The 23,002-nt window shown below is 70.3% G+C and carries 19 protein-coding genes and 3 tRNA genes; 12 read left to right on the forward strand and 10 right to left on the reverse strand.

Features of this window, described 5'->3' with window-relative positions; genetic code table 11:
* Positions 1 to 258 precede the first annotated feature (258 nt).
* The 3 genes from MQP27_RS01800 to MQP27_RS01810 are packed head-to-tail and all read left to right on the forward strand — an operon-like array spanning position 259 to position 3,831.
* Entirely contained in the window at positions 259 to 1,782 is a 1,524-nt protein-coding gene (locus tag MQP27_RS01800; RefSeq protein WP_242759881.1) for an amino acid adenylation domain-containing protein, read from the forward strand.
* Positions 1,779 to 3,026 carry an FNR domain-containing protein gene (locus MQP27_RS01805; protein ID WP_242759882.1) on the forward strand — a complete coding sequence of 416 codons (1,248 nt, stop codon included), beginning with the start codon at positions 1,779 to 1,781 and terminating at the stop codon, positions 3,024 to 3,026. The genes MQP27_RS01800 and MQP27_RS01805 overlap by 4 nt, the downstream gene beginning before the upstream one ends.
* A 37-nt stretch (positions 3,027 to 3,063) precedes the next feature.
* A complete protein-coding gene (locus tag MQP27_RS01810) occupies positions 3,064 to 3,831 on the forward strand; it encodes an enoyl-CoA hydratase-related protein (RefSeq protein WP_242759888.1) in 768 nt (255 codons plus the stop codon).
* On the opposite strand, the gene MQP27_RS01815 is transcribed toward MQP27_RS01810, so the two are convergent.
* Positions 3,818 to 4,504 carry a SanA/YdcF family protein gene (locus MQP27_RS01815; protein ID WP_242759890.1) on the reverse strand — a complete coding sequence of 229 codons (687 nt, stop codon included), beginning with the start codon at positions 4,502 to 4,504 and terminating at the stop codon, positions 3,818 to 3,820. The genes MQP27_RS01810 and MQP27_RS01815 overlap by 14 nt on opposite strands.
* Positions 4,505 to 4,730: 226 nt before the next feature.
* Here MQP27_RS01815 and MQP27_RS01820 point away from each other — a divergent pair, with 226 nt between their 5' ends.
* The 5 genes from MQP27_RS01820 (at position 4,731) to MQP27_RS01840 (ending at position 11,693) form a co-directional block, all read left to right on the forward strand.
* Positions 4,731 to 5,600, forward strand: coding sequence for a sirohydrochlorin chelatase (locus MQP27_RS01820; RefSeq protein WP_242759892.1), 870 nt, complete (start codon positions 4,731 to 4,733; stop codon positions 5,598 to 5,600).
* A gap of 55 nt (positions 5,601 to 5,655) precedes the next feature.
* Positions 5,656 to 6,909: a deoxyguanosinetriphosphate triphosphohydrolase gene (locus tag MQP27_RS01825; protein ID WP_242759894.1), complete on the forward strand. Its 1,254-nt coding sequence runs from the start codon at positions 5,656 to 5,658 to the stop codon at positions 6,907 to 6,909.
* A gap of 167 nt (positions 6,910 to 7,076) precedes the next feature.
* Positions 7,077 to 8,342: an NAD(P)/FAD-dependent oxidoreductase gene (locus MQP27_RS01830; protein ID WP_242759896.1), complete on the forward strand. Its 1,266-nt coding sequence runs from the start codon at positions 7,077 to 7,079 to the stop codon at positions 8,340 to 8,342.
* Between the two features lie 29 nt (positions 8,343 to 8,371).
* Positions 8,372 to 10,276, forward strand: coding sequence for a DNA primase (gene dnaG, locus MQP27_RS01835; protein WP_242759921.1), 1,905 nt, complete (start codon positions 8,372 to 8,374; stop codon positions 10,274 to 10,276).
* 103 nt (positions 10,277 to 10,379) lie between these two features.
* Positions 10,380 to 11,693, forward strand: a complete 1,314-nt coding sequence (locus MQP27_RS01840) for an RNA polymerase sigma factor (RefSeq protein ID WP_242759931.1) — start codon at positions 10,380 to 10,382, stop codon at positions 11,691 to 11,693.
* A 37-nt stretch (positions 11,694 to 11,730) separates the two neighbouring features.
* On the opposite strand, the gene MQP27_RS01845 is transcribed toward MQP27_RS01840, so the two are convergent.
* From MQP27_RS01845 to MQP27_RS01860, 4 genes are all read right to left on the reverse strand, one after another.
* Positions 11,731 to 13,662: an ABC transporter ATP-binding protein gene (locus tag MQP27_RS01845; RefSeq protein WP_242759932.1), complete on the reverse strand. Its 1,932-nt coding sequence runs from the start codon at positions 13,660 to 13,662 to the stop codon at positions 11,731 to 11,733.
* On the reverse strand, positions 13,662 to 15,395 hold the full coding sequence (locus tag MQP27_RS01850; protein ID WP_242759934.1) for an ABC transporter ATP-binding protein: 1,734 nt from the start codon (positions 15,393 to 15,395) through the stop codon (positions 13,662 to 13,664). The genes MQP27_RS01845 and MQP27_RS01850 overlap by 1 nt, the downstream gene beginning before the upstream one ends.
* A gap of 117 nt (positions 15,396 to 15,512) precedes the next feature.
* Positions 15,513 to 16,964, reverse strand: coding sequence for an FGGY family carbohydrate kinase (locus tag MQP27_RS01855; protein ID WP_242759943.1), 1,452 nt, complete (start codon positions 16,962 to 16,964; stop codon positions 15,513 to 15,515).
* Between the two features lie 52 nt (positions 16,965 to 17,016).
* Positions 17,017 to 17,322, reverse strand: coding sequence for a YtxH domain-containing protein (locus MQP27_RS01860; RefSeq protein WP_242759946.1), 306 nt, complete (start codon positions 17,320 to 17,322; stop codon positions 17,017 to 17,019).
* 144 nt (positions 17,323 to 17,466) lie between these two features.
* On the opposite strand from MQP27_RS01860, the gene MQP27_RS01865 reads away from it, so the two are divergent.
* The 3 genes from MQP27_RS01865 (at position 17,467) to MQP27_RS01875 (ending at position 17,870) form a co-directional block, all read left to right on the forward strand.
* Positions 17,467 to 17,539: transfer RNA gene (locus MQP27_RS01865), tRNA-Asn, on the forward strand.
* A gap of 5 nt (positions 17,540 to 17,544) precedes the next feature.
* Positions 17,545 to 17,617: transfer RNA gene (locus tag MQP27_RS01870), tRNA-Asn, on the forward strand.
* A gap of 179 nt (positions 17,618 to 17,796) precedes the next feature.
* Positions 17,797 to 17,870: transfer RNA gene (locus MQP27_RS01875), tRNA-Ile, on the forward strand.
* A 42-nt stretch (positions 17,871 to 17,912) separates the two neighbouring features.
* On the opposite strand, the gene MQP27_RS01880 is transcribed toward MQP27_RS01875, so the two are convergent.
* The 5 genes from MQP27_RS01880 to MQP27_RS01900 form a co-directional block, all read right to left on the reverse strand.
* Positions 17,913 to 18,482 (reverse strand): DUF1097 domain-containing protein, encoded by a 570-nt coding sequence (locus MQP27_RS01880; RefSeq protein WP_242759948.1) that lies wholly within the window; start codon positions 18,480 to 18,482, stop codon positions 17,913 to 17,915.
* The gene (locus tag MQP27_RS01885; RefSeq protein WP_242759950.1) at positions 18,479 to 19,516 is read right to left on the reverse strand and encodes an alpha/beta fold hydrolase; all 1,038 of its coding nucleotides are present in this window, start codon (positions 19,514 to 19,516) and stop codon (positions 18,479 to 18,481) included. Before MQP27_RS01885 ends, MQP27_RS01880 begins: the two co-directional genes overlap by 4 nt.
* 67 nt (positions 19,517 to 19,583) lie before the next feature.
* Positions 19,584 to 20,831: a formamidase gene (fmdA, locus tag MQP27_RS01890; protein WP_242759964.1), complete on the reverse strand. Its 1,248-nt coding sequence runs from the start codon at positions 20,829 to 20,831 to the stop codon at positions 19,584 to 19,586.
* 51 nt (positions 20,832 to 20,882) lie between these two features.
* Complete coding sequence (locus MQP27_RS01895; protein WP_242759973.1) at positions 20,883 to 21,164, reverse strand: FmdB family zinc ribbon protein; 282 nt, start codon at positions 21,162 to 21,164, stop codon at positions 20,883 to 20,885.
* Between the two features lie 119 nt (positions 21,165 to 21,283).
* Positions 21,284 to 22,381 carry a substrate-binding domain-containing protein gene (locus MQP27_RS01900; RefSeq protein WP_242759975.1) on the reverse strand — a complete coding sequence of 366 codons (1,098 nt, stop codon included), beginning with the start codon at positions 22,379 to 22,381 and terminating at the stop codon, positions 21,284 to 21,286.
* A gap of 177 nt (positions 22,382 to 22,558) precedes the next feature.
* Here MQP27_RS01900 and MQP27_RS01905 point away from each other — a divergent pair, with 177 nt between their 5' ends.
* Complete coding sequence (locus MQP27_RS01905; protein WP_242759986.1) at positions 22,559 to 23,002, forward strand: MarR family winged helix-turn-helix transcriptional regulator; 444 nt, start codon at positions 22,559 to 22,561, stop codon at positions 23,000 to 23,002.

Raw genomic sequence — 23,002 nt, forward strand, 5'->3', positions numbered from 1 at the left:
TGAGGCGCACGGCTGACCACCCATGAGTCGGTGCCGGCCGGTGGGGGAGTTGCCTGTGATGTGAAAGACGCCACAGGTGGCTCATTCCGTAGCGTGAATGGCCGAGCACGCGTTGTTGAGAGTTGAAGAGCAGAGGCCGCACCCTGGCTGCCGCATGACTCCGCACGGCGTTCGACACACCGGGCATGCCCGCCGCTCATCCCGGACCGGCACACAGCGCATCTCGACAGCTCGAAACAGCCAGGAGGTCTCCCCACCATGCCCCTGCACCACTTAACCCCCCGCGACCAGCAGCTTTTCCTGCGGTACGGCCGTGGTCCCGCCGTCCCCGTCCCGGATCCGCTGGTCCACCACGCCTTCGAGCGGCACGCGGCGGCCGCCCCGCACTCGGTGGCCGCCGAGCACCAGGGCGCGACGATCACCTACGGCGAACTCGACCGGTACGCCGACGCGCTCGCCGCCCGCCTGGTCCGCGAGGGCGTACGCCCCGGCGACCACGTCGGCCTCTTCGTCCGCCGCTCGATCCCGATGCTGGTCGGCCTGCTCGGCATCCTGAAGGCGGGCGCCGCCTACGTCCCCCAGGACATCGGCCTCGCGCCCCCGTCCCAGCTCGCCCATGTGATCCGCACCGCCCGCACCCGGGTGATCCTCACCCTCGCCGACCACACGCCCCGCGTCCCGCTGCCGCCCGGCCACACCCTGATCGCCCTCGACGCCGAGCCCCTCCCGCGCACCCCCGGCCCACGCCCGGCCCTCACCCCCGACGACGGCTGCTACGTCCTGTTCACCTCGGGCACCACCGGCCGCCCCAACGGCGTGAAGGTCACCCACCGCAACGTCGCCAACATCCTCCTCACCGCCCCCGGCGACCTCGGCATCCGCCCCGGCGACCGGGTGCCCCAACTCCTCAACATCGCCTTCGACATGGCGGCCTGGGAGATCCTCGGCTGCCTCAGCCACGGCGGCACCCTCGTCGTCCGCGGCAAGGACATCACGGCGACGGCCCGCACCGCGGACGTCATCGTCGCGACCCCGACCGTCCTGTCCGGCATCGACCCCGCGGCCTGCCCCCGCGTCCGCACGGTCGCCGTGGCCGGCGAACCCTGCCCCCGCCCCCTCGCCGACAGCTGGGCGCAACGAGCCGCCTTCTACAACTGCTGCGGCCCCACCGAGACGACCATCGTCAACACGATGCGCCGCCACGACCCGACGGCCCCGCTCCTCACCATCGGCCGCCCCACCCCCAACAACACGGTGTACGTCCTCGACGCCGACCTGCGCCCGCTGCCCATCGGCGAGACCGGCGAGATGTGGGCGGGCGGCGACTGCGTGTCGGCCGGCTACCTCGCCGACGACCGCCTGAACGCCGAGCGTTACGCCCCCGACCCCTTCCTCGGCCCCGGCCACCGCATGTTCCGCACCCGCGACCTCGGCCGCTGGACCGCCGACGGTGAGCTGGAGCACCTGGGCCGCACCGACGACCAGGTCAAGGTCCGCGGCTTCCGGGTCGAACTCGACTCCGTCTCCTCGGTGTTGGTGTCGGTCGAGGGCTGCGCCCGCGCGGTCACCCTGAAGCGCGACGACCGCAGCCTGGTCTCCTTCGTCTGCCCGGCCGACGTCGACCCGGACGCGGTCCGCCGGGCGGTGGCCGAGGCCCTGCCCTACTACTGCGTGCCGACCGAGGTCCTGCCCCTCGCCGTCCTCCCGGAGACCGACCGCGGCAAGATCGACAAACAGGCGCTGCTGAGACTGGCGGAGCAGCGCACGGGGGTGGCCCGATGACCACGGCCCCCACCCGGCAGACGCTCGACCTCCCACCGCTCACCTCGGCACCGAGACGCCTCCTCAAGCACCCCCGGCTGATGCACCACAACCGCCTGGCGGCTCTGGTGATCGCGGTCAACCTGGCGTTCCTGTACGTCAGTTGGCGGCCGTCCGCACAGACCCTCGCGCACGCCTCCCTCGCCGACCTCGCCCTCGCCGTCCTGGTCCGGCAGCAGTACGTCGTCAACCTCCTCTTCCGGCTGGCCACTTGGCCCCCGACGAGCTGGCCGCTGAAGCTCCGCTGGACGCTCGGCAAGGTCTACCACTTCGGCGGACTGCACGTCGGCGGCGCGCTCGCGGGAGCGGCCTGGTTCCTGGCGCTGACGATCAGCACCCCCAACAGCCGCCTGGCGGCCGTGGGCTGGACCCTCACGGCGCTCCTGGCCCTCATCATCGCCACCGCCCTGCCCCCCTTCCGCTCCCGCCACCACGACCACTTCGAGAAGATCCACCGCTACGGCGGCTGGACGGCCGTCGCCCTCTTCTGGGCGCACACGCTGCTGTCCGGCGCGGGCCCGGTCTCCATCGCCGTCCTGGCCGTGCTCACCTTCAGCGTGGCCCTGCCCTGGCTACGGCTGCGCAAGGTCGACGTCCGTCTCGAACGCCCCTCCCCGCACGTGGTGCTGGCCCGCTTCGACCACGGCGAGACCCCCTTCGCGGGCTCCTCGACCGCGATCAGCCGCAGCCCGCTGAAGGAGTGGCACTCCTTCGCCAACGTCCCCGCCCCCGGCGAGCCCGGCTTCCGCCTCACCATCTCCCGGGCCGGCGACTGGACCGGCGCCTTCATCGACGACCTCCCGCCGAAGGTGTGGGTCAAGGGCATCACCACGGCCGGCGTCGCCAACATCGAGACGCTGTTCAAGAAGGTGGTCTACGTCGCCACCGGCAGCGGCATCGGCCCCTGCCTGCCCCACCTCCTCGCCGCCGAGGTCCCCTCCCACCTGGTCTGGGCGACCCGCGATCCCCGCACCACCTACGGCGACGCCCTGGTCGACGAGATCCTCGCCGTCCAGCCGGACGCCCTGGTCTGGGACACCTCCCGGCACGGCAAGCCCGACATGGTGCGCCTCGCGTACCGGGCCTACCGCGAGTTCGGGGCCGAGGCGGTGATCTGCATCTCCAACAAGAAGCTGACCTGGCAGGTGGTGCACGGCCTGGAGCGGCGGGGGATTCCGGCGTACGGCGCGATCTGGGACTCGTGACTCCACGCACTCGTAACTCCACGCACCGGAGGAGAAGATGAACAACCTCAAGATCGAACGCGACGGCCGCGTGGTGACCGTCCGGCTGCACCGCCCGCACGTCCTGAACGCGCTCAACGGCGAACTGCTGGCCGAACTCCTCGAAGTCCTGGGCGAGTTGGACACAGCACCCGAGGTCGGCTGCTTCGTCGTCACCGGCTCGGAGAAGGTCTTCGCGGCGGGCGCCGACATCAGGGAGATGGCGCCGAGAACGGCCGTCGACATGGCGGCGGAGGACTGCTTCGCGGCCTGGGAGACCTTCGCGGACCTCCGTACCCCGAAGATCGCCGCCGTCAACGGCCCAGCCCTGGGCGGCGGTTGTGAGCTGGCGATGATGTGCGATCTGGTGATCGCGGGGGAGTCCGCGGTCTTCGGGCAGCCCGAGATCAAGCTCGGCGTGATCCCCGGCATCGGCGGCACCCAGCGCCTGACCCGCCTGGCCGGCCGGGCCAAGGCGATGGACCTGGTCCTCACCGGCCGCACGATGGACGCGAAGGAGGCCGAGTCCTGCGGCCTGGTCTCCCGGGTCGTACCGGACGACCGCGTCCTGCCCGAGGCCCTCGAAGCCGCCGCCACCATCGCCGCGTACGGCCGCACCGCGGTCCGCGCCGCCCGCGAGTGCGTCGACCGCGCCCTGGAGACCGGCCTGCGCGACGGCATCCGCTACGAACGCCGCGTCTTCCACGCCCTGTTCGCGACCCACGACCAGAAGGAGGGCATGACCGCGTTCCTGGAGAAACGCGCGCCCCGCTTCACCGGGCGCTAGCCAGCGCCCTGGTCACCCCCGGTTCCTTCGGCCCGAGGAACCGGGGGTCCGGGTGAAACACCACGTCCAGCGCCGCCTTGCCGGCCGCGAAGATCTCCCGGGTACCGCCGTAGTACCAGGTCACGTCGTGCTTGGCGTCGACCCCGACGCCGTACGACGTGACCCCCGCCGCCTGGCACAGCGCGACCGCGCGCCGGATGTGGAAGCCCTGGCTGATCAGGACGGCCCGGTCGACCCCGAAGATCTTCTTGGCGCGCACGCACGAGTCCCAGGTGTCGAACCCGGCGTAGTCGCTGACGATCCGCGAGTCCGGCACCCCGTGCCTGGTCAGATAGGCGCGCATGGCATCGGGCTCGTCGTAGTCCTTGCGGCTGTTGTCCCCGGTCACGAGGACGACCTTGATCCGCCCCGCGTGGTACAGCTCGGCCGCGGCGTTCAGCCGGTTCGCGAGATACGGCGAGGGCTCGCCGTCCCACAGGCCCGCGCCGAAGACGACGGCGACCTCGGTGCGCGGCACGTCCGCGGTCGTGCGCAACCGGTCGCCCGTGACGACGTACAGCCAGGTGGCCGGAAGCAGCGCGAGCACGCACACGGCCATCACGGCCTGCACGAGCCGCCGCTGCCCGGCACGCGTGCGTGGCAGACGCGGTCTGCGCAGCCTGGGTCGGCGCATCGGACGGTCCCCCTGTTCGGCCCTCCGCAGGGCCCTCGTTCGACAGTCAGAGACGTCCTGTCGGCTGATCCGGTTCGCCGTACGATACGTGACCAGGTTCACTCCGTACGACGAAACCGCAGGTCACGCCACCTCACAAACCCCTCGCCCCCCACCGTGAACCGCCGGAAAACCCTCGTCATTCTCATGCAACGGGGTGGCAACCTGGCGCCGAGACCATCGGTGCATGACGGACAGTACGGCGCACCTCATGAGCCAGATCGGCAGCCAGCTGGCCAGCCAGCTCAGCCTGATCTCCCTGAACGGCAGGCGCCGCCCCGGCCCGCCCGCCCTGGTCGTCGTGGCCCACGGCAGCCGCGACCCGCGCGCCCTGCGCACCGTCCGCAAGCTCCTCGACCGGGTCCGCGACCAGCGCCCCGGCCTCCCGGTCCACCTGGGCCACATAGAACTGAACGAGCCCCTCCTCCCGGACACCCTGGAGTCCCTCGGCACCCGGGAGACGGTCCTGGTCCCCCTCCTCCTCAGCCGCGGCTACCACATCAAGCGCGACATCCCCGAAATGGCGGCCGCCTCCCGGACACGCGCACGCGTGGCCGGCGCGCTGGGCCCCCACCCCCTCCTGGTGGACGCCCTCCAGGCTCGCCTGGTGGAGGCGGGCTGGCGCACGAGGATGGACGAGAAGACGCGGCGGGGGAGCGCGGTGGTCCTGGCGGCGGCGGGTTCCCGGGACCCCGAGTCCAAGGTCGACACCAATCGGACGGCGGAGCTGCTGGCGGAGCGCCTCGGCGTCCCCGTGGTCCCGGCCTACGCCACGACGGCGGCTCCGACGGTCCAGAACGCGATCGACTCCTTGCAGGCCCGCGGCTTCCACCGAGTGGCAGTGGCCTCCTACTTCACGGCCCCGGGCCGCTTCGCAACGGAGTGCGCGGAGAAGGCCCCCTGGATCGCATCGGCCCCATTGGGCACACACCCGGCGATGGCAAGCCTGCTCCTCCACCGTTATGACCAAGCGCTTTCGACTCCGGCGATGTTGACGCGCCCAAGGGGCGCGGGGAACTGCGCGACCAGCCACGAACAGCCCGCACTCGCCATCTGACAGAACCCACCCGCCCTTTAGGCGGATTGTCAGTCCATGCCCGTACTGTCGAGACATGCCGTACGACGCGCAGTCAACAGAACGCTGGGCCCCAGAACCCGACAAACGCCCCGGCCGCACCGCCTTCCAACGCGACCGCGCCCGAGTACTGCACTCCGCGGCCCTCAGAAGGCTCGCCGGCAAGACCCAGGTGGTGACCCCCGGCACCCGCAACCAGGCCTGGGACGCCACCCCCCGCACCCGCCTCACGCACTCCCTCGAATGCGCCCAGGTAGGCCGGGAGCTCGGCGCAGCCCTCGGCTGCGACCCCGACCTCGTGGAAGCCGCCTGCCTCTCCCACGACCTCGGCCACCCCCCGTTCGGCCACAACGGCGAACAGGCCCTGAACGAGTTCGCCCACGACTGCGGCGGCTTCGAGGGCAACGCCCAGTCCCTCAGGCTCCTCACCCGCATCGAACCCAAACGGTTCACCCCGGAGGGCTCCGTCGGCCTCAACCTCACCCGCGCAGCCCTCGACGCCGCCACCAAGTACCCCTGGCCGAGAGGCGCCCACCCCACCGACCCGGCGTCCGGCAAGTTCGGCGTCTACGAGGACGACCGCCCCGTCTTCGACTGGGTCCGCAAGGACGCCCCCGGCACCCGCACCACCTTCGAGGCCCAGGTCATGGACTGGTCCGACGACGTCGCGTACTCCGTGCACGACGTGGAGGACGGCCTGCACGCGGGCCACATCGACCCCAACTGCCTGCACGCGGAACCGGAACGCCAGGAGGTCTTCGCGGTCGCCCTGGGCCGTTACGTCCCCGCGGAGACCGACCCGGCCGAGCTCGCCGCCGCCCTGGACCGGCTCCAGGACCAGGAATGGTGGCCGCACGGCTACGACGGGACGGCCGTCGCCCAGGCCCGCCTCAAGGACGCCACCAGCCAGCTCATCGGCCGCTTCTGCCTCGCCGCCGAGTCCGCCACGCGCGCGAGGTACGGCACCGGGCGCCTCACCAGATACGACGCCGAACTCGTCGTACCGCACGAGACCCGGCTGGAGTGCGCCGTCCTCAAGGCCGTCGCCGACCGGTACGTGATGCAGCGCGCCGAGCAGGAGCGGCTGCGGGCTGACCAGCGCGTCGTGGTGGCCGAACTGGCGCGGGCGCTCACCGCGCGTGCACCCGACGGACTCGACCCCCAGTTCCGCGCGCTGTTCGACCAGGCCGGGGACGACCGTTCCCGCAAGCGGGTGATCGTCGACCAGATCGCCTCGCTGACCGACGCGTCCGCACGCTCGCTTCACGCGCGTCTGACGGGGCACACGTGAGACTGAAGGAGCGCGGGTGACGGAAAACGCGCCCGAATGTGACCCTCCGTGGCCTGATCGGGCCACTCCCTCTTCCCCCATCACGCTCCGTGCGGGACGCTCGCATGTGGCGGCCCCGCTGTGTTTTCTGAGGAGACATCCCTCAGACACCCCGTAGGAGGCATGAAGTGGTCGACGCGGATCAGACATTCGTCATCGTCGGAGGAGGTCTCGCCGGCGCGAAGGCGGCCGAGACGCTCCGAGCGGAGGGCTTCAGCGGCCGCGTGATACTGATCTGCGACGAACGCGACCACCCGTACGAGCGCCCGCCCCTCTCCAAGGGCTACCTGCTGGGCAAGGAGGAGCGCGAGAGCGTCTTCGTCCACGAGCCCGCCTGGTACGCGCGCAACGACATCGAGCTGCATCTCGGCGAGACCGTCGACGCCATCGACCGTGAGGCGAAGACGGTCCGCTTCGGCGAGGACGGCACGCTCGTGCGCTACGACAAGCTGCTGCTGGCGACCGGCGCCGAGCCGCGCCGCCTCGACATCCCGGGCACCGACCTCGCGGGCGTGCACCATCTGCGCCGGCTGGCCCACGCCGAGCGCCTCAAGGGCGTCCTCGCGGCCCTCGGCCGGGACAACGGGCACATCGTGATCGCCGGCGCCGGCTGGATCGGCCTGGAGGTGGCGGCCGCGGCCCGCGAGTACGGCGCCGAGGTCACCGTCGTCGAGCCCCTGCAGACCCCGCTGCACGCGGTCCTCGGCCCCGAGCTCGGCGGCCTCTTCGCCGAGCTGCACCGCGAGCACGGCGTCCGCTTCCACTTCGGCGCGAAGCTGACGGAGATCGTCGGCCAGGACGGCATGGTGCTGGCCGCCCGTACCGACGACGGCGAGGAGCACCCCGCGCACGACGTCCTCGCGGCGATCGGCGCGGCCCCGCGCATCGGGCTCGCGGAGGCGGCGGGCCTGGAGATCGCCGAGCGGGCGTACGGCGGCGGCGTCGTGGTCGACGAGCGGCTGCGCACCTCCGACCCGGACATCTACGCGGCCGGTGACGTCGTCTCCTTCCCGCACCCCCTGTTCGACACCCGGCTGCGCGTCGAGCACTGGGCCAACGCGCTCAACGGCGGCCCGGCGGCGGCCCGCGCGATGCTCGGCCGGGACGTCACCTACGACCGCGTGCCCTACTTCTTCTCCGACCAGTACGACTTGGGGATGGAGTACAGCGGCTGGGCGCCCCCGGGGTCGTACGACGAAGTGGTGATTCGCGGGGACGCCGGAAAGCGTGAGTTCATCGCGTTCTGGGTGAAGGACGGCCGGGTGCTGGCGGGGATGAACGTGAACGTGTGGGATGTCACGGAACCCATCCAGAAGCTGATCAGGTCGAAGGCACGGGTGAACACGGAGGCGTTGGCGGACCCGCACGTTCCGCTCGTAAGCCTCGTCCCGTAGGTGTCAGTGCACCACCGTAGAATTCACGCGTGGCAGGACGGATCAACGACGAGGACGTGAAGGCGGTACGGGACGCGGTCCCGATCGACGCCGTGGTGTCCGAGTACCTCCAGCTGCGCAACGCGGGCGGTGGCAACCTCAAGGGCCTGTGTCCGTTCCACGACGAGAAGTCGCCGTCCTTCCAGGTCAGCCCGAGCAAGGGACTCTTCCACTGCTTCGGCTGCCAGGAGGGCGGCGACACCATCACGTTCGTGATGAAGGTCGACCACCTCACCTTCTCCGAGGCGGTCGAGCGGCTCGCCGGCCAGGCCGGCATCACCCTGCGGTACGAGGAGGGCGGCTACAACCCCGCCCACCAGCGCGGCGAGCGGATCCGCCTGGTCGAGGCGCACAAGATCGCCGCCGAGTGGTACATGGAGCAGCTCGCGGTGAGCCCGGAGGCCGACGCCGGCCGCCAGTTCCTCGCCGAGCGCGGCTTCGACCAGGCCGCCGCCCAGCACTTCTCCGTCGGCTACAGCCCCCAGGGCTGGGACCACCTCACCCGCTTCCTGCGTGGCAAGGGCTTCACCGACAAGGAGCTCATCCTCTCCGGCCTCTCCCAGGACGGCCGCCGGGGCCCCATCGACCGCTTCCGCGGCCGCCTGATGTGGCCGATCCGCGACATCGGCGGCGAGGTCGTCGGCTTCGGCGCCCGCAAGCTGTACGAGGCGGACAACGGCCCGAAGTACCTCAACACGCCCGAGACCCCGATCTACAAGAAGTCCCAGGTCCTGTACGGCATCGACCTCGCGAAGAAGGACATCGCCAAGGTCAGCCGCGCGGTCGTGGTCGAGGGCTACACCGATGTCATGGCCTGCCACCTCGCCGGCGTGACGACCGCGATCGCGACCTGCGGCACGGCCTTCGGCGGCGAGCACATCAAGATCCTGCGCCGCCTGCTGATGGACAACGGCAGCGCGCGCGTCATCTTCACCTTCGACGGCGACGCGGCCGGCCAGAAGGCGGCCCTGCGTGCCTTCGAGGACGACCAGAAGTTCGCCGCCGAAACGTACATCGCGATCGCCCCCGACGGCATGGACCCCTGCGAACTCCGCCTCGCGAAGGGCGACGAGGCGGTGGCCGACCTCGTCGAACCCCGCACCCCGCTCTTCGAGTTCGCGCTGCGCCAGATCGTCGTCCGCTACGACCTCGACACCCCCGCGGGCCGCGCCGCCGCCCTCGACGAGGCCGCCCCCATCGTCGCCCGCATCAAGAACAGCGGCGCCCAGCACGAGGTCGCCGTCCAGCTCGCCGGCATGCTCGGCATCCTCGACACCCAGTTCGTCGTCAAGCGCGTTGCCCAGCTGGCCCGTTGGGCCCGCGACCGCGGCGGCAAGGGCCCGGCCCCCACCGGCCGCGGCCCGCAGCGCTACGACGCCGCGCCCCGCCCCTCCGGACCGTCCGGCCCCGCCCTCAACCTCCGCAACCCGGTCTACGCCACCGAGCGCGAGCTGCTCAAACTCGCCCTCCAGCGCCCGGAGTTGGTCTCCCCGGCCTTCGACGCGTACGGCGTCGACGAGTTCACCGCCGCGCCCTACGCCGCCGTACGCCTGGCGATCATCGAGGCGGGCGGCGCCGAGTACGGCCTGCAGGACTCGCAGGACTATCTCGTCCGGGTCCGCGAGGCCGCCCCGGACGACTCGGTCCGCGCCATGGTCACCGAGCTGGCCGTCGAGGCGATCATGCGCCGCACGGTCGACGAGCACTACGCCGGCGACCAGCTGGTGACCGTCCGCCGCCGCGCCGTGGAGCGCCGGATCCGCGACATCCAGTCCCAGCTGACCCGCCTCTCCGCCGGCGGCGACCCCGCCCAGCTGGCCGCCGTACAGAACGAGTTGTGGGTGTTGCAGCAGTACGACCAGGCACTGCGGGAGCACGGTGCCGCTGCTCTCTGAGCGCAGCCGTACGGCACGGTAACCGCGCGGTCACGGCCCGATTGCAAAAAGTCACCGCACGCCCCTCGTGGCGACGATGTGTCGTACTCCACACTGGGTTCCGGTGCCTGAGTCCTCGGAGCGCGGCCGATCCGTCCCACACGGGTCCCACACCCCCGCGGTTCCGCTCATCGCGTACGGGACGGACAGCGGCGTGGCCGCCGACTCCGCCCCCAAAGCAGCGCTGCCGCTCCCCTCAGCAGCGATCATCCTGGAGGTCGCCCCCGTGCAGACCCAGACCCTGACCCAGACCGACATCAGTACCGACGGCACGGAGCAGGACGCCGAGACCGACGTCCTCGTCGCGGTCCCGCCGCAGACCCGTGTCGTGCACCACCCCGAGGCGGACCCGGTGGAATCCGAGGGCCCGCCCGAGCCGGCCGAACCGCCCGCCGAGGCGCTGGAGGCGGACCCGGAACCGGTGGAGACGCCGATCGTGGAGCGGGCCCGCGCCGCCGACACCAGCGGGCCGTCCTCCGACCTGTTCCGCCAGTACCTGCGTGAGATCGGCCGGATCCCCCTGCTCACCGCGGCCGAGGAGGTCGAGCTCGCGCGCCGCGTCGAGGCCGGCCTGTTCGCCGAGGAGCGGCTCAGCACCGCACCCGACCTGGACAGCCAGCTCGCCCTCGACCTGGACCGGCTCGTCGTCATGGGCCGGATGGCCAAGCGCCGCCTCATCGAGGCGAACCTGCGGCTCGTGGTCTCCGTGGCGAAGCGGTACGTCGGCCGCGGGCTGACCATGCTCGACCTGGTCCAGGAGGGAAACCTGGGCCTGATCAGGGCGGTCGAGAAGTTCGACTACGCCCGCGGCTACAAGTTCTCCACGTACGCCACCTGGTGGATCCGCCAGGCCATGTCCCGGGCCCTCGCCGACCAGGCCCGGACCATCCGCGTCCCGGTCCACGTCGTCGAGCTGATCAACCGGGTCGTGCGCGTGCAGCGCCGGATGCTGCAGGAGCGCGGCTACGAGCCGACGCCGGAGGAGGTGGCCGCCCACCTCGAACTGCCGCCCGAGCGGGTCAGCGAGGTGCTGCGGCTGGCGCAGGAGCCGGTCTCTCTGCACGCCCCGGTGGGCGAGGAGGACGACGTGGCGCTGGGCGACCTCATCGAGGACGGCGACGCGACGTCACCCGTGGAGTCGGCGGCGTTCCTGCTGCTGCGCGAGCACCTGGAAGCGGTGCTCTCCACCCTCGGCGAACGCGAACGCAAGGTCGTCCAGCTGCGGTACGGCCTGGTCGACGGGCGTCCGCGCACGCTGGAGGAGATCGGGCGGATCTTCGGGGTGACGCGGGAGCGGATACGGCAGATCGAGTCGAAGACGCTCAACAAGCTGCGGGACCACGCGTTCGCGGACCAGTTGAGGGGTTACCTGGACTAGAGACCAGAAAGGGGCCGCCCGAAGGCGGCCCCACTGCCTAGTCGACCTCCGCGACCGCCTGCGCGAACTGCGCCTTGTACAGCCGCGCGTACGCCCCGTCCGCCGCCAACAGATCGGCGTGCGCGCCCTGTTCGACGATCGAGCCGTTCTCCATCACGAGGATCGTGTCCGCGTCCCGGATGGTCGACAGCCGGTGCGCGATCACGAACGACGTGCGCCCGTGGGCGAGTTTGGCCATCGCCTTCTGGATCAACACCTCGGTGCGGGTGTCGACCGAGGACGTCGCCTCGTCGAGCACCAGGATCACCGGGTCGGACAGGAACGCCCGCGCGATGGTGATCAGCTGCTTCTCACCGGCGCTGACGCCCGTGCCCTCGTCGTCGATCACGGTGTCGTACCCGTCGGGCAGCGTACGGACGAAGCGGTCGGCGTGGGCCGCCCGCGCCGCCTCCTCGATCTCCCCGCGGGTGACCTCGCGGGAGGCGCCGTACGCGATGTTCTCCGCGATCGTGCCGCCGAACAGCCAGGTGTCCTGCAGCACCATGCCGATCTGGGCGCGCAGTTCGTCCCGGGACATGGTGGCGATGTCGACGCCGTCGAGGGTGATGCGCCCGCCGGAGACGTCGTAGAACCGCATGAGGAGATTGACCAGGGTGGTCTTTCCCGCTCCCGTCGGGCCGACGATCGCGACCGTGTGGCCCGGTTCGGCCTTCAGCGAGAGGTTCTCGATGAGCGGCTTTTCGGGGTCGTAGCTGAAGGAGATGTTCTCCAGCTCCACCAGGCCGCGCAGTTCCTCGGGCTTCGCGCCCGGCAGCGGGTCCGCCTCCTGCTCCTCCGCGTCCAGGAGTTCGAAGATCCGCTCGGCCGAGGCGACGCCCGACTGCACCAGGTTCGCCATCGAGGCGACCTGCGTCAGCGGCATCGAGAACTGCCGCGAGTACTGGATGAAGGCCTGCACGTCACCGATGGACAGCGCGCCGGACGCGACCCGCAGGCCGCCGACCACCGCCACCAGCACATAGTTGAGGTTCGACACGAACATCATCAGCGGCTGCATGACACCGCTGTTGAACTGCGCCTTGAACCCGGCCTCGTACAGCGCCTCGTTCTGCTCGGCGAACTGCTTCGCCGACTCGTCCTGCCGCCCGAACACCTTCACCAGGGTGTGCCCGGTGTACATCTCCTCGATGTGGGCGTTCAGCTTGCCGGTGGAGCGCCACTGCTGCACGAAGTGCGGCTGCGAGCGCTTGCCGATCCGGGTGGCGACCACGAACGACAGCGGCACGGTCACCAGCGCCACCAGCGCCAGCAGCCACGACACCCAGAACATCACCGCGAGCACACCGATGATGGTCAGCACCGAGTTGATGAGCTGGCCCATCGACTGCTGGAGCGTCTGGCCGATGTTGTCGATGTCGTTGGTGGCGCGGGAGAGGACCTCACCGCGCTGCCGCTTGTCGAAGTAGGAGAGGGGGAGCCGCGACAGCTTCGCCTGCACGTCCTCGCGCAGGCGGTACATCGTGCGGTTGACCGCCCGGTTGACCAGCCGGGTCGCCACCGCCATCAGCAGACCGGCGACCAGGAACGTACAGAGCGCCAGCAGCAGTACGCGCCCCACCGCGTCGAAGTCGATGCCCTTGCCCGGCGTGAAGTCGGTGGAGCGCAGCATGTCGGCGACGCTGCCCTGCCCCCGCTCCCGCATGGAGTCGAGGACCTCTTCCTTCGTCGCGCCGGCCGGCATCTGCCGCCCGATGATCCCGGCGAAGACCAGGTCGGTGGCCTTGCCGAGGATCTTCGGCCCGATCACGTTCAGGCCGACGCTGACGACCACGCAGAACAGCAGCGTGTAGATCGTCAGCCGCTCCGGCTTGAACTGGCCGATCAGGCGCTTGCCCGACACCTTGAAGTCCATCGAACGGCTGTCGGGGCCGCCGCCCTGGCCCATCATCCGCGCCATCGGCCCGGCCATCAGGCAGCCTCCGCTTCCGTCAGCTGGGAGAGCACGATCTCCCGGTAGGTCTCGTTCTCCGCCATCAGCTCGTGGTGCCGGCCGGTGCCGACCACCCGCCCCTCGTCGAGTACGACGATCCGGTCGGCGTCCCGGATGGTCGCCACCCGCTGGGCGACGATCACCACGGTCGCCTCGGCCGTCTCCTGCGCGAGCGCGGCCCGCAGCGCCGCGTCCGTCGCGTAGTCGAGCGCGGAGAAGGAGTCGTCGAAGAGGTAGATCTCCGGACGCTGCACGAGTGTCCGGGCGATCGCGAGCCGCTGCCGCTGACCTCCGGAGACGTTCGTCCCGCCCTGTGCGATGGGGGCGTTCAGCCCGCCTTCGAGCCTGCTCACGAACTCCTTGGCCTGCGCGACCTCCAGCGCGTGCCACAGCTCCTCGTCCGTGGCGTCCGGATTGCCGTACCGCAGATTGGTCGCGACGGTCCCCGCGAAGAGGTACGGCTTCTGCGGTACGAGCCCGACCGTCTTCGCCAGCAGCCTCGGCTCAAGGGTCGACACGTCCGTGCCGTCGACGAGCACTTCGCCGTCGGTCGCGTCGAACAGCCGCGGGACCAGCCCGAGCAGCGTCGACTTGCCGCTGCCGGTCGAGCCGATCACCGCGGTCACCTCGCCGGGCCGGGCGACCAGGTCGATGGCCTTGAGCACCGGCTCCTCGGCACCGGGATAGCGGAACCCGGCGCCCCGGATCTCCAGATGCCCGTGCCGGCGCAGCTCGGTGACCGGCGCGCTCGGCGGCACGACACTGGACTCGGTGTCGAGCACCTCCTCGATGCGCTCGGCGCAGACCTCCGCGCGCGGCACCATCATGAACATGAAGGTGGCCATCATCACGGACATCACGATCTGCATGAGGTAGGCGAGGAAGGCCGTCAGATCGCCGATCTGCATCCCGCCGCTGTCGATCCGGTGCGCACCGAACCACACCACCGCGATGGACGAAAGGTTCACGGTCGTCATGACCACCGGGAACATCAGTGCCAGCAGGTTGCCGGTCTTCAGCGACATCTCGGTGAGGTCGGCGTTGGCCTTCCCGAACCGGCCCTGCTCGTACTCGTCCCGCACGAAGGCCCTGATCACACGGTTGCCGGAGATCTGCTCGCGCAGCACCCGGTTCACCGTGTCCAGGCGCGTCTGCATGGAGCGGAACAGCGGCCGCAGCCGCCGTACGATCAAGGTCACGCAGATGCCCAGCGTCGGCACCACGGCCACCAGCACGGCCGACAGGGGCACGTCCAGGCCGAGGGCCAGCACGATGCCGCCGACGCACATGATGGGCGCCGACACCATCAGCGTGAACGTCATCAGGGCCAGCATCTGTACCTGCTGGACGTCGTTGGTGGTCCGGGTGATCAGCGAGGGCGCGCCGAAGTGGCCCACCTCGCGCGACGAGAACGACTGCACCCGGTCGAAGACGGCCGCCCGCACGTCCCGGCCGAGCGCCGCCGCGGTCCGGGCGCCGTAGTAGACGGCCCCGATGTTGCACACGACCTGGGCCAGCGAGATGCCGATCATCAGGGCGCCGAAGGAGAGGATGTAGCCGGTGTCGCCCTTGACGACACCTTCGTCGATGATGTGCGCGTTCAGCGTGGGCAGGTAGAGGGTGGCGCAGGTCTGCAGGAACTGCAGCAGCACCAGCAGGGCGATGGGTTTCTTGTAGGGCCTGAGATAGGTCCGCAGAAGTCGTATGAGCACGCTACGTCTCTCGGAGTGTCGGCGGCGGGGCGGGCTTGATGCCCCAGGCTCCTATCGTCCGACACTCCACCCGCGTTACCTCAACCGATTAAGCCGACAGCAGTGCGCTTTGCAGTCTTACGGGCGGAACGCGCCCGGATGCGTCTGCTCCCGCACCGACACGTACTGCTGCCGCACCGCCTGCCCCACCGCCAACTCCTCGCCGGGCTCCAGCACCTGCGCCGCCGCGCCCTGCCAGGCCGGCGGGGTGCGCGGGTCGAGCGTGCCCTGCGACACTCCCAGCGCCCAGGCGGCCTGCCGCGCGGCACCGATCGCCGCGTAGTCCGCGGGCTGCGGTACGACGACCTGCGCCCCGAACAGCGCGGGCGCCGCGGCCTGTACGGCGGGCAGCTCGGCGGCCGCCCCCAGCAGGAAGATCCGCCGCACGTCGACACCCCGGCCGCGCAGCACGTCCAGCGCGTCCCCGAGCCCGCACAGCATGCCCTCGAACGCGGCCCGCGCCAGGTGCTCCGCCTTCATCGACTCCCGCCGCAGCCCGGCCAGCGTCCCGGCGGTGTGCGGCAGATTCGGCGTCCGCTCACCCTCCAGATAGGGCAGCATCACCAGCCCGTGCGCCCCCGGCGTCGACTTCATCGCCAGGTCCGACAGACTCTCCAGATCGGCCAGCCCGAGCAGCTCGGCGGTCCCGCGCAGGGTCCGTACGGCGTTGAGAGTCGTTACGACGGGAAGGTGCATGCCGGTCGCGTCGGCGAGGGACGTGATCATCCCCGAGCTGTCGACGAGGGCCTCGGGGTGGACGGCCATCACGGACCCGGAGGCCCCGAGCGACACCACGGCGTCGCCCAGCCCGATCCCGAGCCCGAAGGCGGCGGCCATGGTCTCGCCGGTCCCGGCGGAGATCAGCAGCCCCTCCGGGGTCGTACCGGCGGCCTCGGAGGGCCCGATCACCTCCGGCAGCATTGCCTGGTGACCAAGCGCCAGCTCCACGAGGTCGGAACGGTAGGCGCCGGTGGCGGCGGACCAGTATCCGGTCCCCGAGGCGCCACCGCGATCAGTGGTCCTTCTCACGGGCCGCCCGAGCAACTGCCACACCAGCCAGTCGTGGGCCTGCATGAGGATCGCGGCGCGCAGGGCGGCGTCGGGCTCGTTCTTCGCGAGCCAACGCAGCTTGGTCACGGGCTGGGCGGCCTGCGGCACGCATCCCACGGCCTGCGCCCAGGCCTCCCGCCCGCCGAGGGCGTCGATCAGATCGGCGGCGGCGACCTGCGTGCGCCTGTCGCCGCCGACCATCGCCGGGCGCACGGTGCCGCCCTGGGCGTCCAGCGGCACCACGGCGTTCTGCTGCGCCGACACGCCGATGGCCTGGACGCCCTCCAGCAGACCGCCGCCGGCCGCCTCGCCGAGGGACAGCAGCCAGGCCTGTGGATCGACGTCCGAGGGACGGCCGCCGTCCGGCGACTCCACCGGGTGGGGGGCGTACCCCTGCCTGAGCACGGCCCCTGTGTCCGCGTCACAGACGACGATGCGAGTGAAATCGGGCGCACTGTCCAGCCCGGCGACTATCCCCATGGCGAAAATTCTATGGGCGTAGCGCGGTGGCGGTGCGAGTGGTTCCGCGCGGCTAGGTGTTGCTCGTGCCCCAGTCGTCCTCGCCTGCGCCGTTCACGCTCCGGTCGCGCAGGGACCGCACCCGCTGGGCAACGGACTCCGGGACCCGGTCGCCGACCTTGTCGCTCACCGCGTGGTACGCCTTGCCGGCGAACTGACGGCCCTGCTGGGCGGCCGACTCCGCGGTATTGCGCACCGCCGGGTTCTGGGCGACCTGGCGTGCGGACTTCTTCAGCTGCTCGTAGCGTTCGCGTCCGGCCTTGGTGCCCAGGACGTAACCCAGGGCCAGTCCGACGACGAACGTGAGCTTGTAGCGCATGGAGGCCACCCTTCCCTCGTGTAGGCCGACGCCGGGGGGAACCGATTGGCGGAGCACCCCCCTGCTTGCGCTAATGTATGTGTCGCAGCGAGCGCCCGCCCCCTGGCGAATACCCAGGTAGGTACGTTCGATGCAACGAGGCATTCCTCCGTAGCTCAATTGGCAGAGCAGCCGGCTGTTAACCGGCAGGTTACTGGTTCGAGTCCAGTCGGGGGAGCTCGGTCCTCCGTAGCTCAATTGGCAGAGCAGCCGGCTGTTAACCGGCAGGTTACTGGTTCGAGTCCAGTCGGGGGAGCATGCTGAACGAGGACCCCGAGGGGGTCCTTTTTCATGTCCGACCCTGTCCGAGGGGAACCGTGCAGGTCACAGCGGAGTCCTCAAGGGCATGCGAAGTCGACCATACGAAGCAGGAGATCGTATGAGCGGCTATGCTGCGGCAGACGGCGCGCACACATGTACGCGACACGCCGCTATGGGGCGGTAGCTCAGCCGGTTAGAGCAGCGGACTCATAATCCGTCGGCCGTGGGTTCGAGTCCCACCCGCCCCACCTGCGCAGGTCTGCACCTGCGGAAACGTTCATTTTGACTTGTCAGGCGAGGGTTTCGCCGGCGGAAGGTGTCACCTCACCCCTTTCGCGTACCTCGGGCGCCGGTGCGGCGGGCGGGGCGAACATCAGCCGGATGCCCAGGGTGGCGCAGAGCGGGCCGAGGGCGCACATCGCGGCGGCGCTGACGAAGGCGGCGCCCAGGTTGCCGCCGTCGTAGCCGAAGCCGCCGAAGTACGTGGCGAAGAGCGAGGCGAAGCCGAAGAACATGCCCGGGACGAGGGCGAAGGGCTTCAGCCGGCCGGTGGCCAGCAGTGTGCCGTTGACGGCGAAGACCACCACGGCCAGTGCCAGCGTACGGGCGAGGGAACCGGTGCCGAACATCGTGCCGGTCTCCCGGTCGAGCAGGACGGCGACCACCCCGAACCCGGCCCCGGTGGTGGTGGCGGTGACCATGGCGATGGCGTTGGAGCGGCTGGGACCGCCCTGGAGGAATGTTCCGGCCCAGGTGACGAAGATCGCCCATGTCGGCATGTTGAGCGGGCTCATCAGCAGGAAGACGGTGGCGAAGGCGACGATCGAGGCGCTCACCTCGTGCGGCAGTCGGATTCTCATGAAGAGGCCAGTCCGCCCGGCTTGGCCAGCAGTTCCTTCAGGCCGGTGTCGATGAATTCGGTGTCTGCCGGGTTGCTGCCGTGTCCGGCGAAGTGCCCCCAGATACCGGGGATCACGCGGAGTTCGGCGCCCGGGATGTGGCTGACGGCCCAGGCCTCGTCCTCCGGCGGGAAGTACAGGTCCTTCTCGGCGGGCATGTCGAGGGTGGTCGCGCGGATGGAGCCCAGCGCCGCCTCCGTGTCCCCGTTGAATCCGGGAGTGCGGCCGACGTCGCCGTTCTGCCAGGTCCAGAGCATGGAGAGCAGGTTGTTGGGGTCGCGGCCGTCGAGGAAGAAGCCCTCCCAGAAGCCGACGAGAAAGTCCTCCAGGGAGGTGTAGCCGAGTTTCTCGTACTCCTTCTCCCAGTAGAACGCCTGCGAGAAGCCCCATCCCGCGTACACCCGGGCGAGCGCGCGCAGTCCGGTGGTCGGCCACTTCTCGCCGTACCAGCCCCCGTTGTAGACCGCGTCGGCGGTGAGCGCGGCCTTGACGCCCTCCAGGAACACCTTGTTGTGGATGCTGGTGCGCGGGGACCCGCAGAAGGGTGCGATCCGCTCGACCATCTCGGGGTGGCTGACGGCCCACTGGTAGGTCTGTCCGGCACCCATCGACCAGCCGGTCACGAGTGCGATCCGCTCAATGCCGAACTCCTCGGTGACCAGGCGGTGTTGGGCGACGATCTGGTCGTACACGGTGATGTGCGGGAAGCGGGCGCGGTCGTACGGCGGCGGAGTGTTGCTCGGTGAGGTGGACAGGCCGTTGCCGAGCATGTTCGGGACGATGATGAAGTACCGCTCCGGGTCGAGCGCCATGCCGGAGCCGATGAGCCACTCGTTGTCCCAGTGCCGCCCGGAGTACCAGGTGGGGTAGACGATGGCGTTGGACTTGTCGGCGTTGAGCTCGCCGTACGTCGTGTAGGCGAGGTGCGCTCCGCGCAGGGTGGCGCCGTGCTGTGTGGTGAAGTCGCCCAGCCGGAAGGTGAGATGATCTGTCATGGTGGTGCCTTTCGGGACGTTCTGGCCGCCGTGGCCCTTTTCGGGGTGTTCCGGGGGTGTGGGGGAGTCAGGAGGTGACCGCGCACTGGCCGCGGTCGGCCTTCCGCGGGCCTTCGGCCGTCGGCCGGATGTCGAAGTCGAAGATCGCGGTCGGGAGGTAGAGGGTGCAGCACGCGTTGGGGATGTCCACGACGCCGCTGATGCGTCCCTCGATCGGGGCGGAACCGAGCAGGAGGTAGGCCTGTTCGCCGCTGTAGCCGAAGGTCGTGAGGTAGTCGACGGCGTTGAGGCAGGCGTTGCGGTAGGCCATCGTCGCGTCCAGGTAGTGGTTGGTGTCCGTGTCGTGGTCGACGGAGATGCCGACGAACGAGATGAACTCGCTGTACTGGGGCGCGACGTTGCCGGGCATGAAGATCGGGTTCGTCGTCACTCCGTACTTCTCCATCCCTCCCTTGATCAGGTCGACGTGCAGATCGATGAAACCGCCCATCTCGATGGCGCCGCAGAAGGTGATCTCCCCGTCGCCCTGGCTGAAGTGCAGGTCACCGCCGGAGAGCAGGGCGCCGGGGACGAGGACGGGGTAGAAGACCCGTGAGCCGCGGGTGAAGTTCTTGATGTCGTGGTTGCCGCCGTTCTCGCGGGCCGGGACGGTGCGCGCGCCCTCGGCGGCGATGCGGGCGGCCCTCTCGCCGGTCGCCGTGCCGCACAGGGCGTTGTCCGCGAGCGGGGGCAGGGCCAGCGCGGGCACGCGGTGCGGATCGGTGTCGATGAGGGCCTGTTCGCGGGCGTTCCAGCGGGCCAGCAGCTCGGCGGAGGGCGCGGTGCCGAAGAGGCCGGGGTGGGTGATGCCGGTGTATCTGACGCCGGGGAGGTGGCGGGAGGTGGCCTGCTGACCGTGGAAGTCCCAGACGGCCTTGTACGAGTCGGGGAAGCGGTCGGTGAGGAAGCCGCCGCCGTTGTCGCGGGCGAAGACGCCGGTGTAGCCCCAGCCCTGGCCCGATCCCTCGCCGACCGACTGCGGTACGGGGCCCAGGTCGAGGATGTCGACGACGAGCAGGTCGCCGGGCTCGGCGCCTTCCACGGCGATCGGCCCGCTGAGCATGTGCGCGTGGGTGAGGTCGACGTCTCGGACGTCGTTGGCCGAGTCGTTGTTGCCGATCTGGTTGTCGGTCCAGTCCCGGCACTCGACGCGGAACTCCGTGCCCGGCTTCACGGTGACGGCGGGCGGGATGTCGGGGTGCCAGCGGTTGTGGCCGGGCACTTTCTGGTCTCGCATGGACATGGCCTGGTCGACACTGAAGACGACTTCGGGCATGGGCTGCCTCCACAACTCGGGGGATCGGGGGTGGGGAGAGGGTCAGGGGGATCAGGGCCTGGGCAGACGGGCGTGTCGCGGGTCCGGGGCCGGTGCGGGACCCCGGCGGGCGGGGGGCACCTCGGATACGACGCGGGGTTCGTGGGCGCTGGCCTCCTGGGCGTGCAGGGCCCGGGTCAGCGGAGCGGGGGTGCGCGTGAGCATCGGGGCGGTGAAGACCCGGCGGGCCTTCTTTCCGCACGTCTCGCACGGCACTTCGGACAGGGCGTGGCCGATCGGACGGGTCACGTCGAAGGGGCCACAGCTCGCGCAGCGGTACGGGTATGTCGCCATGAACGACCTCCAAAAGCTTCGAAAAAAAAGTATTTTCTGCTGAAGCTTTCTGGCAAGACGGTGCCGCGTTACGCGCGTGTAAAAGAACGCCCGTCACACGACGGGCCAGGGGGAGCCGGCTACGGCAGCTGCTGGAGCACGTCCCACTGCAGCCCGTCGGCCGCGGCGAGGAAGACCCGCTGCTTCAGATGGCGGTCACGCACCTGGACCGTGCCGCGCGGGCTCTCGTACTCGAGTCCCTCGGCCGTCGCCTGGATGCGGGTCACATCCACGGCGCCCGCCCGGCGCAGTAGTTCGGTGAGCAGGCGTACGCCCTCGTAGCAGGACTCGCCGAGGCTGTTGAGCACGGGAGCCCGCAGCCCGAAGCGGCGGCCGTAGGCGGCGGCGAAGTCCAGGCCGGACCTGGTGGGCAGATCCTCGAAGTAGCCGGCCGAGGTCATCAGGCCCCGGGTGTTCTCCGGCCCGGTCGCCAGCAGCACGTTCTCCTCGATCAGTGAGCTGAACCGGATGCGGTCGCGGTCGAGGCCGGCGGCGGTGAACGCGCGGTTGAACAGCACGGCGTCGTCACCGATCAGCAGCATGAGGACGGCATCGCAGTCACTGGCCGCCACCCGGGCCAGCACCTCGCCGAAGTCCGTGGTGCCGAGCGGCACGTACATCTCGTCACAGACCTCTCCGCCGAGTTCGCGCAGATAGCGGTGGGCGGCGCGCGCGGAGGAACGGGGCCAGACGTAGTCGTCGCCGACGATCGTCCACCGCCGGATGCCGAGTTCGGCGGCGAACCAGCGCAGCGCGGGCCGGAGTTGGCGGGCCGGGGTCTCACCGGTGAGGAACACCCCCGGGGACCGCTCGCCGCCTTCGTACAGCGCGGTGTAGACGTACGGCACCCGGCCGTCGATGCGCGGGGCGACGACCTCGCGGACGGCGGAGATGTGCCAGCCGGCCACCGCGTCGACGACGCCGCCGGAGATCAGCGCGTCGATCTCGGTCGCCACCTGTTCCGGCGGCGCCCCACCGTCGACGAGCACCAGCCGCAGCTCCCTGCCCAGCACTCCGGACTCGGCGTTGACCTCCTCGGCCGCGAGTTGGGCGCAGCACTCGCAGGACGGTCCGAAGATGCCGGCCGGTCCCTGCAGCGGGATCACGAGGGCGACGTCCAGAGTGTCACGGGCCGAGGCTGCCGGAGAGCCGAGCCGGACAGACGCCTTCTCGATCATAGGTGCTCACAGTAGGGATTGCTTGCTACGAGAATATTTCACGGTCGTAAGGAAGCGACTGTATCGTGGAGCCGTTCTCTTGCGAAGCTCTCTGGCGAACCGGCCCGGCATGCACGTCGCCACGTCGGCGACCGGGGCGCCGCGACGTAACGACACCGACGACTTTTTGGCAGGGTGATGACGACGACTCCGGCGACGGCCGTGTCGGACCTCGACTTCGCACGGATGCTCACGCTCCTGGAGCGGGGCGTGGTGACGAGACTCGGCGAGGCGCTGAAAGCGGAGGGTGCGACGCTGGAGGAATGGCGTGTGCTGTCGTTCCTCGCTGACGGCGCCGGACACGCGATGACCGAGATCGCCGAGTTCGCCCTGTTGTCGCCACCCTCCCTCACCAAGGTGGTCGACCGCATGGTGTCCCTCAACCTCGTCCTGCGCCGGGTGGACGACGAGGACCGGCGGCGCGTGCTGGTGTTCGTGACCGAGCGCGGCACCGAGGCTCTGAGTCGCTGGACGACAGCGGTGGAACACGAACAGCAGAGCATCGTGACCGCCCTCGGTGGCGAGGAGGCGGCACTCCTTGCGGCACTGCTGCGCCGCGCGTGCGGACGTCTGATCTCCTGA

The sequence above is a fragment of the Streptomyces cylindrosporus genome, from assembly GCF_022698165.1.
Classification (GTDB): Bacteria; Actinomycetota; Actinomycetes; order Streptomycetales; family Streptomycetaceae; genus Streptomyces; species Streptomyces cylindrosporus.

What these genes read in the sequence shown, in the direction of transcription:
- MQP27_RS01815 (WP_242759890.1), bottom strand. Translation starts at nt 4,504, where the DNA reads ATGCGCCGACCCAGGCTGCGCAGACCGCGTCTGCCACGCACGCGTGCC.
- MQP27_RS01805 (WP_242759882.1), top strand. Translation starts at nt 1,779, where the DNA reads ATGACCACGGCCCCCACCCGGCAGACGCTCGACCTCCCACCGCTCACC.
- MQP27_RS01900 (WP_242759975.1), bottom strand. Translation starts at nt 22,381, where the DNA reads ATGATCGAGAAGGCGTCTGTCCGGCTCGGCTCTCCGGCAGCCTCGGCC.
- MQP27_RS01820 (WP_242759892.1), top strand. Translation starts at nt 4,731, where the DNA reads ATGACGGACAGTACGGCGCACCTCATGAGCCAGATCGGCAGCCAGCTG.
- MQP27_RS01810 (WP_242759888.1), top strand. Translation starts at nt 3,064, where the DNA reads ATGAACAACCTCAAGATCGAACGCGACGGCCGCGTGGTGACCGTCCGG.
- MQP27_RS01880 (WP_242759948.1), bottom strand. Translation starts at nt 18,482, where the DNA reads ATGAGAATCCGACTGCCGCACGAGGTGAGCGCCTCGATCGTCGCCTTC.
- MQP27_RS01825 (WP_242759894.1), top strand. Translation starts at nt 5,656, where the DNA reads ATGCCGTACGACGCGCAGTCAACAGAACGCTGGGCCCCAGAACCCGAC.
- MQP27_RS01905 (WP_242759986.1), top strand. Translation starts at nt 22,559, where the DNA reads ATGACGACGACTCCGGCGACGGCCGTGTCGGACCTCGACTTCGCACGG.
- MQP27_RS01860 (WP_242759946.1), bottom strand. Translation starts at nt 17,322, where the DNA reads ATGCGCTACAAGCTCACGTTCGTCGTCGGACTGGCCCTGGGTTACGTC.
- MQP27_RS01800 (WP_242759881.1), top strand. Translation starts at nt 259, where the DNA reads ATGCCCCTGCACCACTTAACCCCCCGCGACCAGCAGCTTTTCCTGCGG.
- MQP27_RS01885 (WP_242759950.1), bottom strand. Translation starts at nt 19,516, where the DNA reads ATGACAGATCATCTCACCTTCCGGCTGGGCGACTTCACCACACAGCAC.
- MQP27_RS01895 (WP_242759973.1), bottom strand. Translation starts at nt 21,164, where the DNA reads ATGGCGACATACCCGTACCGCTGCGCGAGCTGTGGCCCCTTCGACGTG.
- fmdA (WP_242759964.1), bottom strand. Translation starts at nt 20,831, where the DNA reads ATGCCCGAAGTCGTCTTCAGTGTCGACCAGGCCATGTCCATGCGAGAC.
- MQP27_RS01855 (WP_242759943.1), bottom strand. Translation starts at nt 16,964, where the DNA reads ATGGGGATAGTCGCCGGGCTGGACAGTGCGCCCGATTTCACTCGCATC.
- MQP27_RS01845 (WP_242759932.1), bottom strand. Translation starts at nt 13,662, where the DNA reads ATGGCCGGGCCGATGGCGCGGATGATGGGCCAGGGCGGCGGCCCCGAC.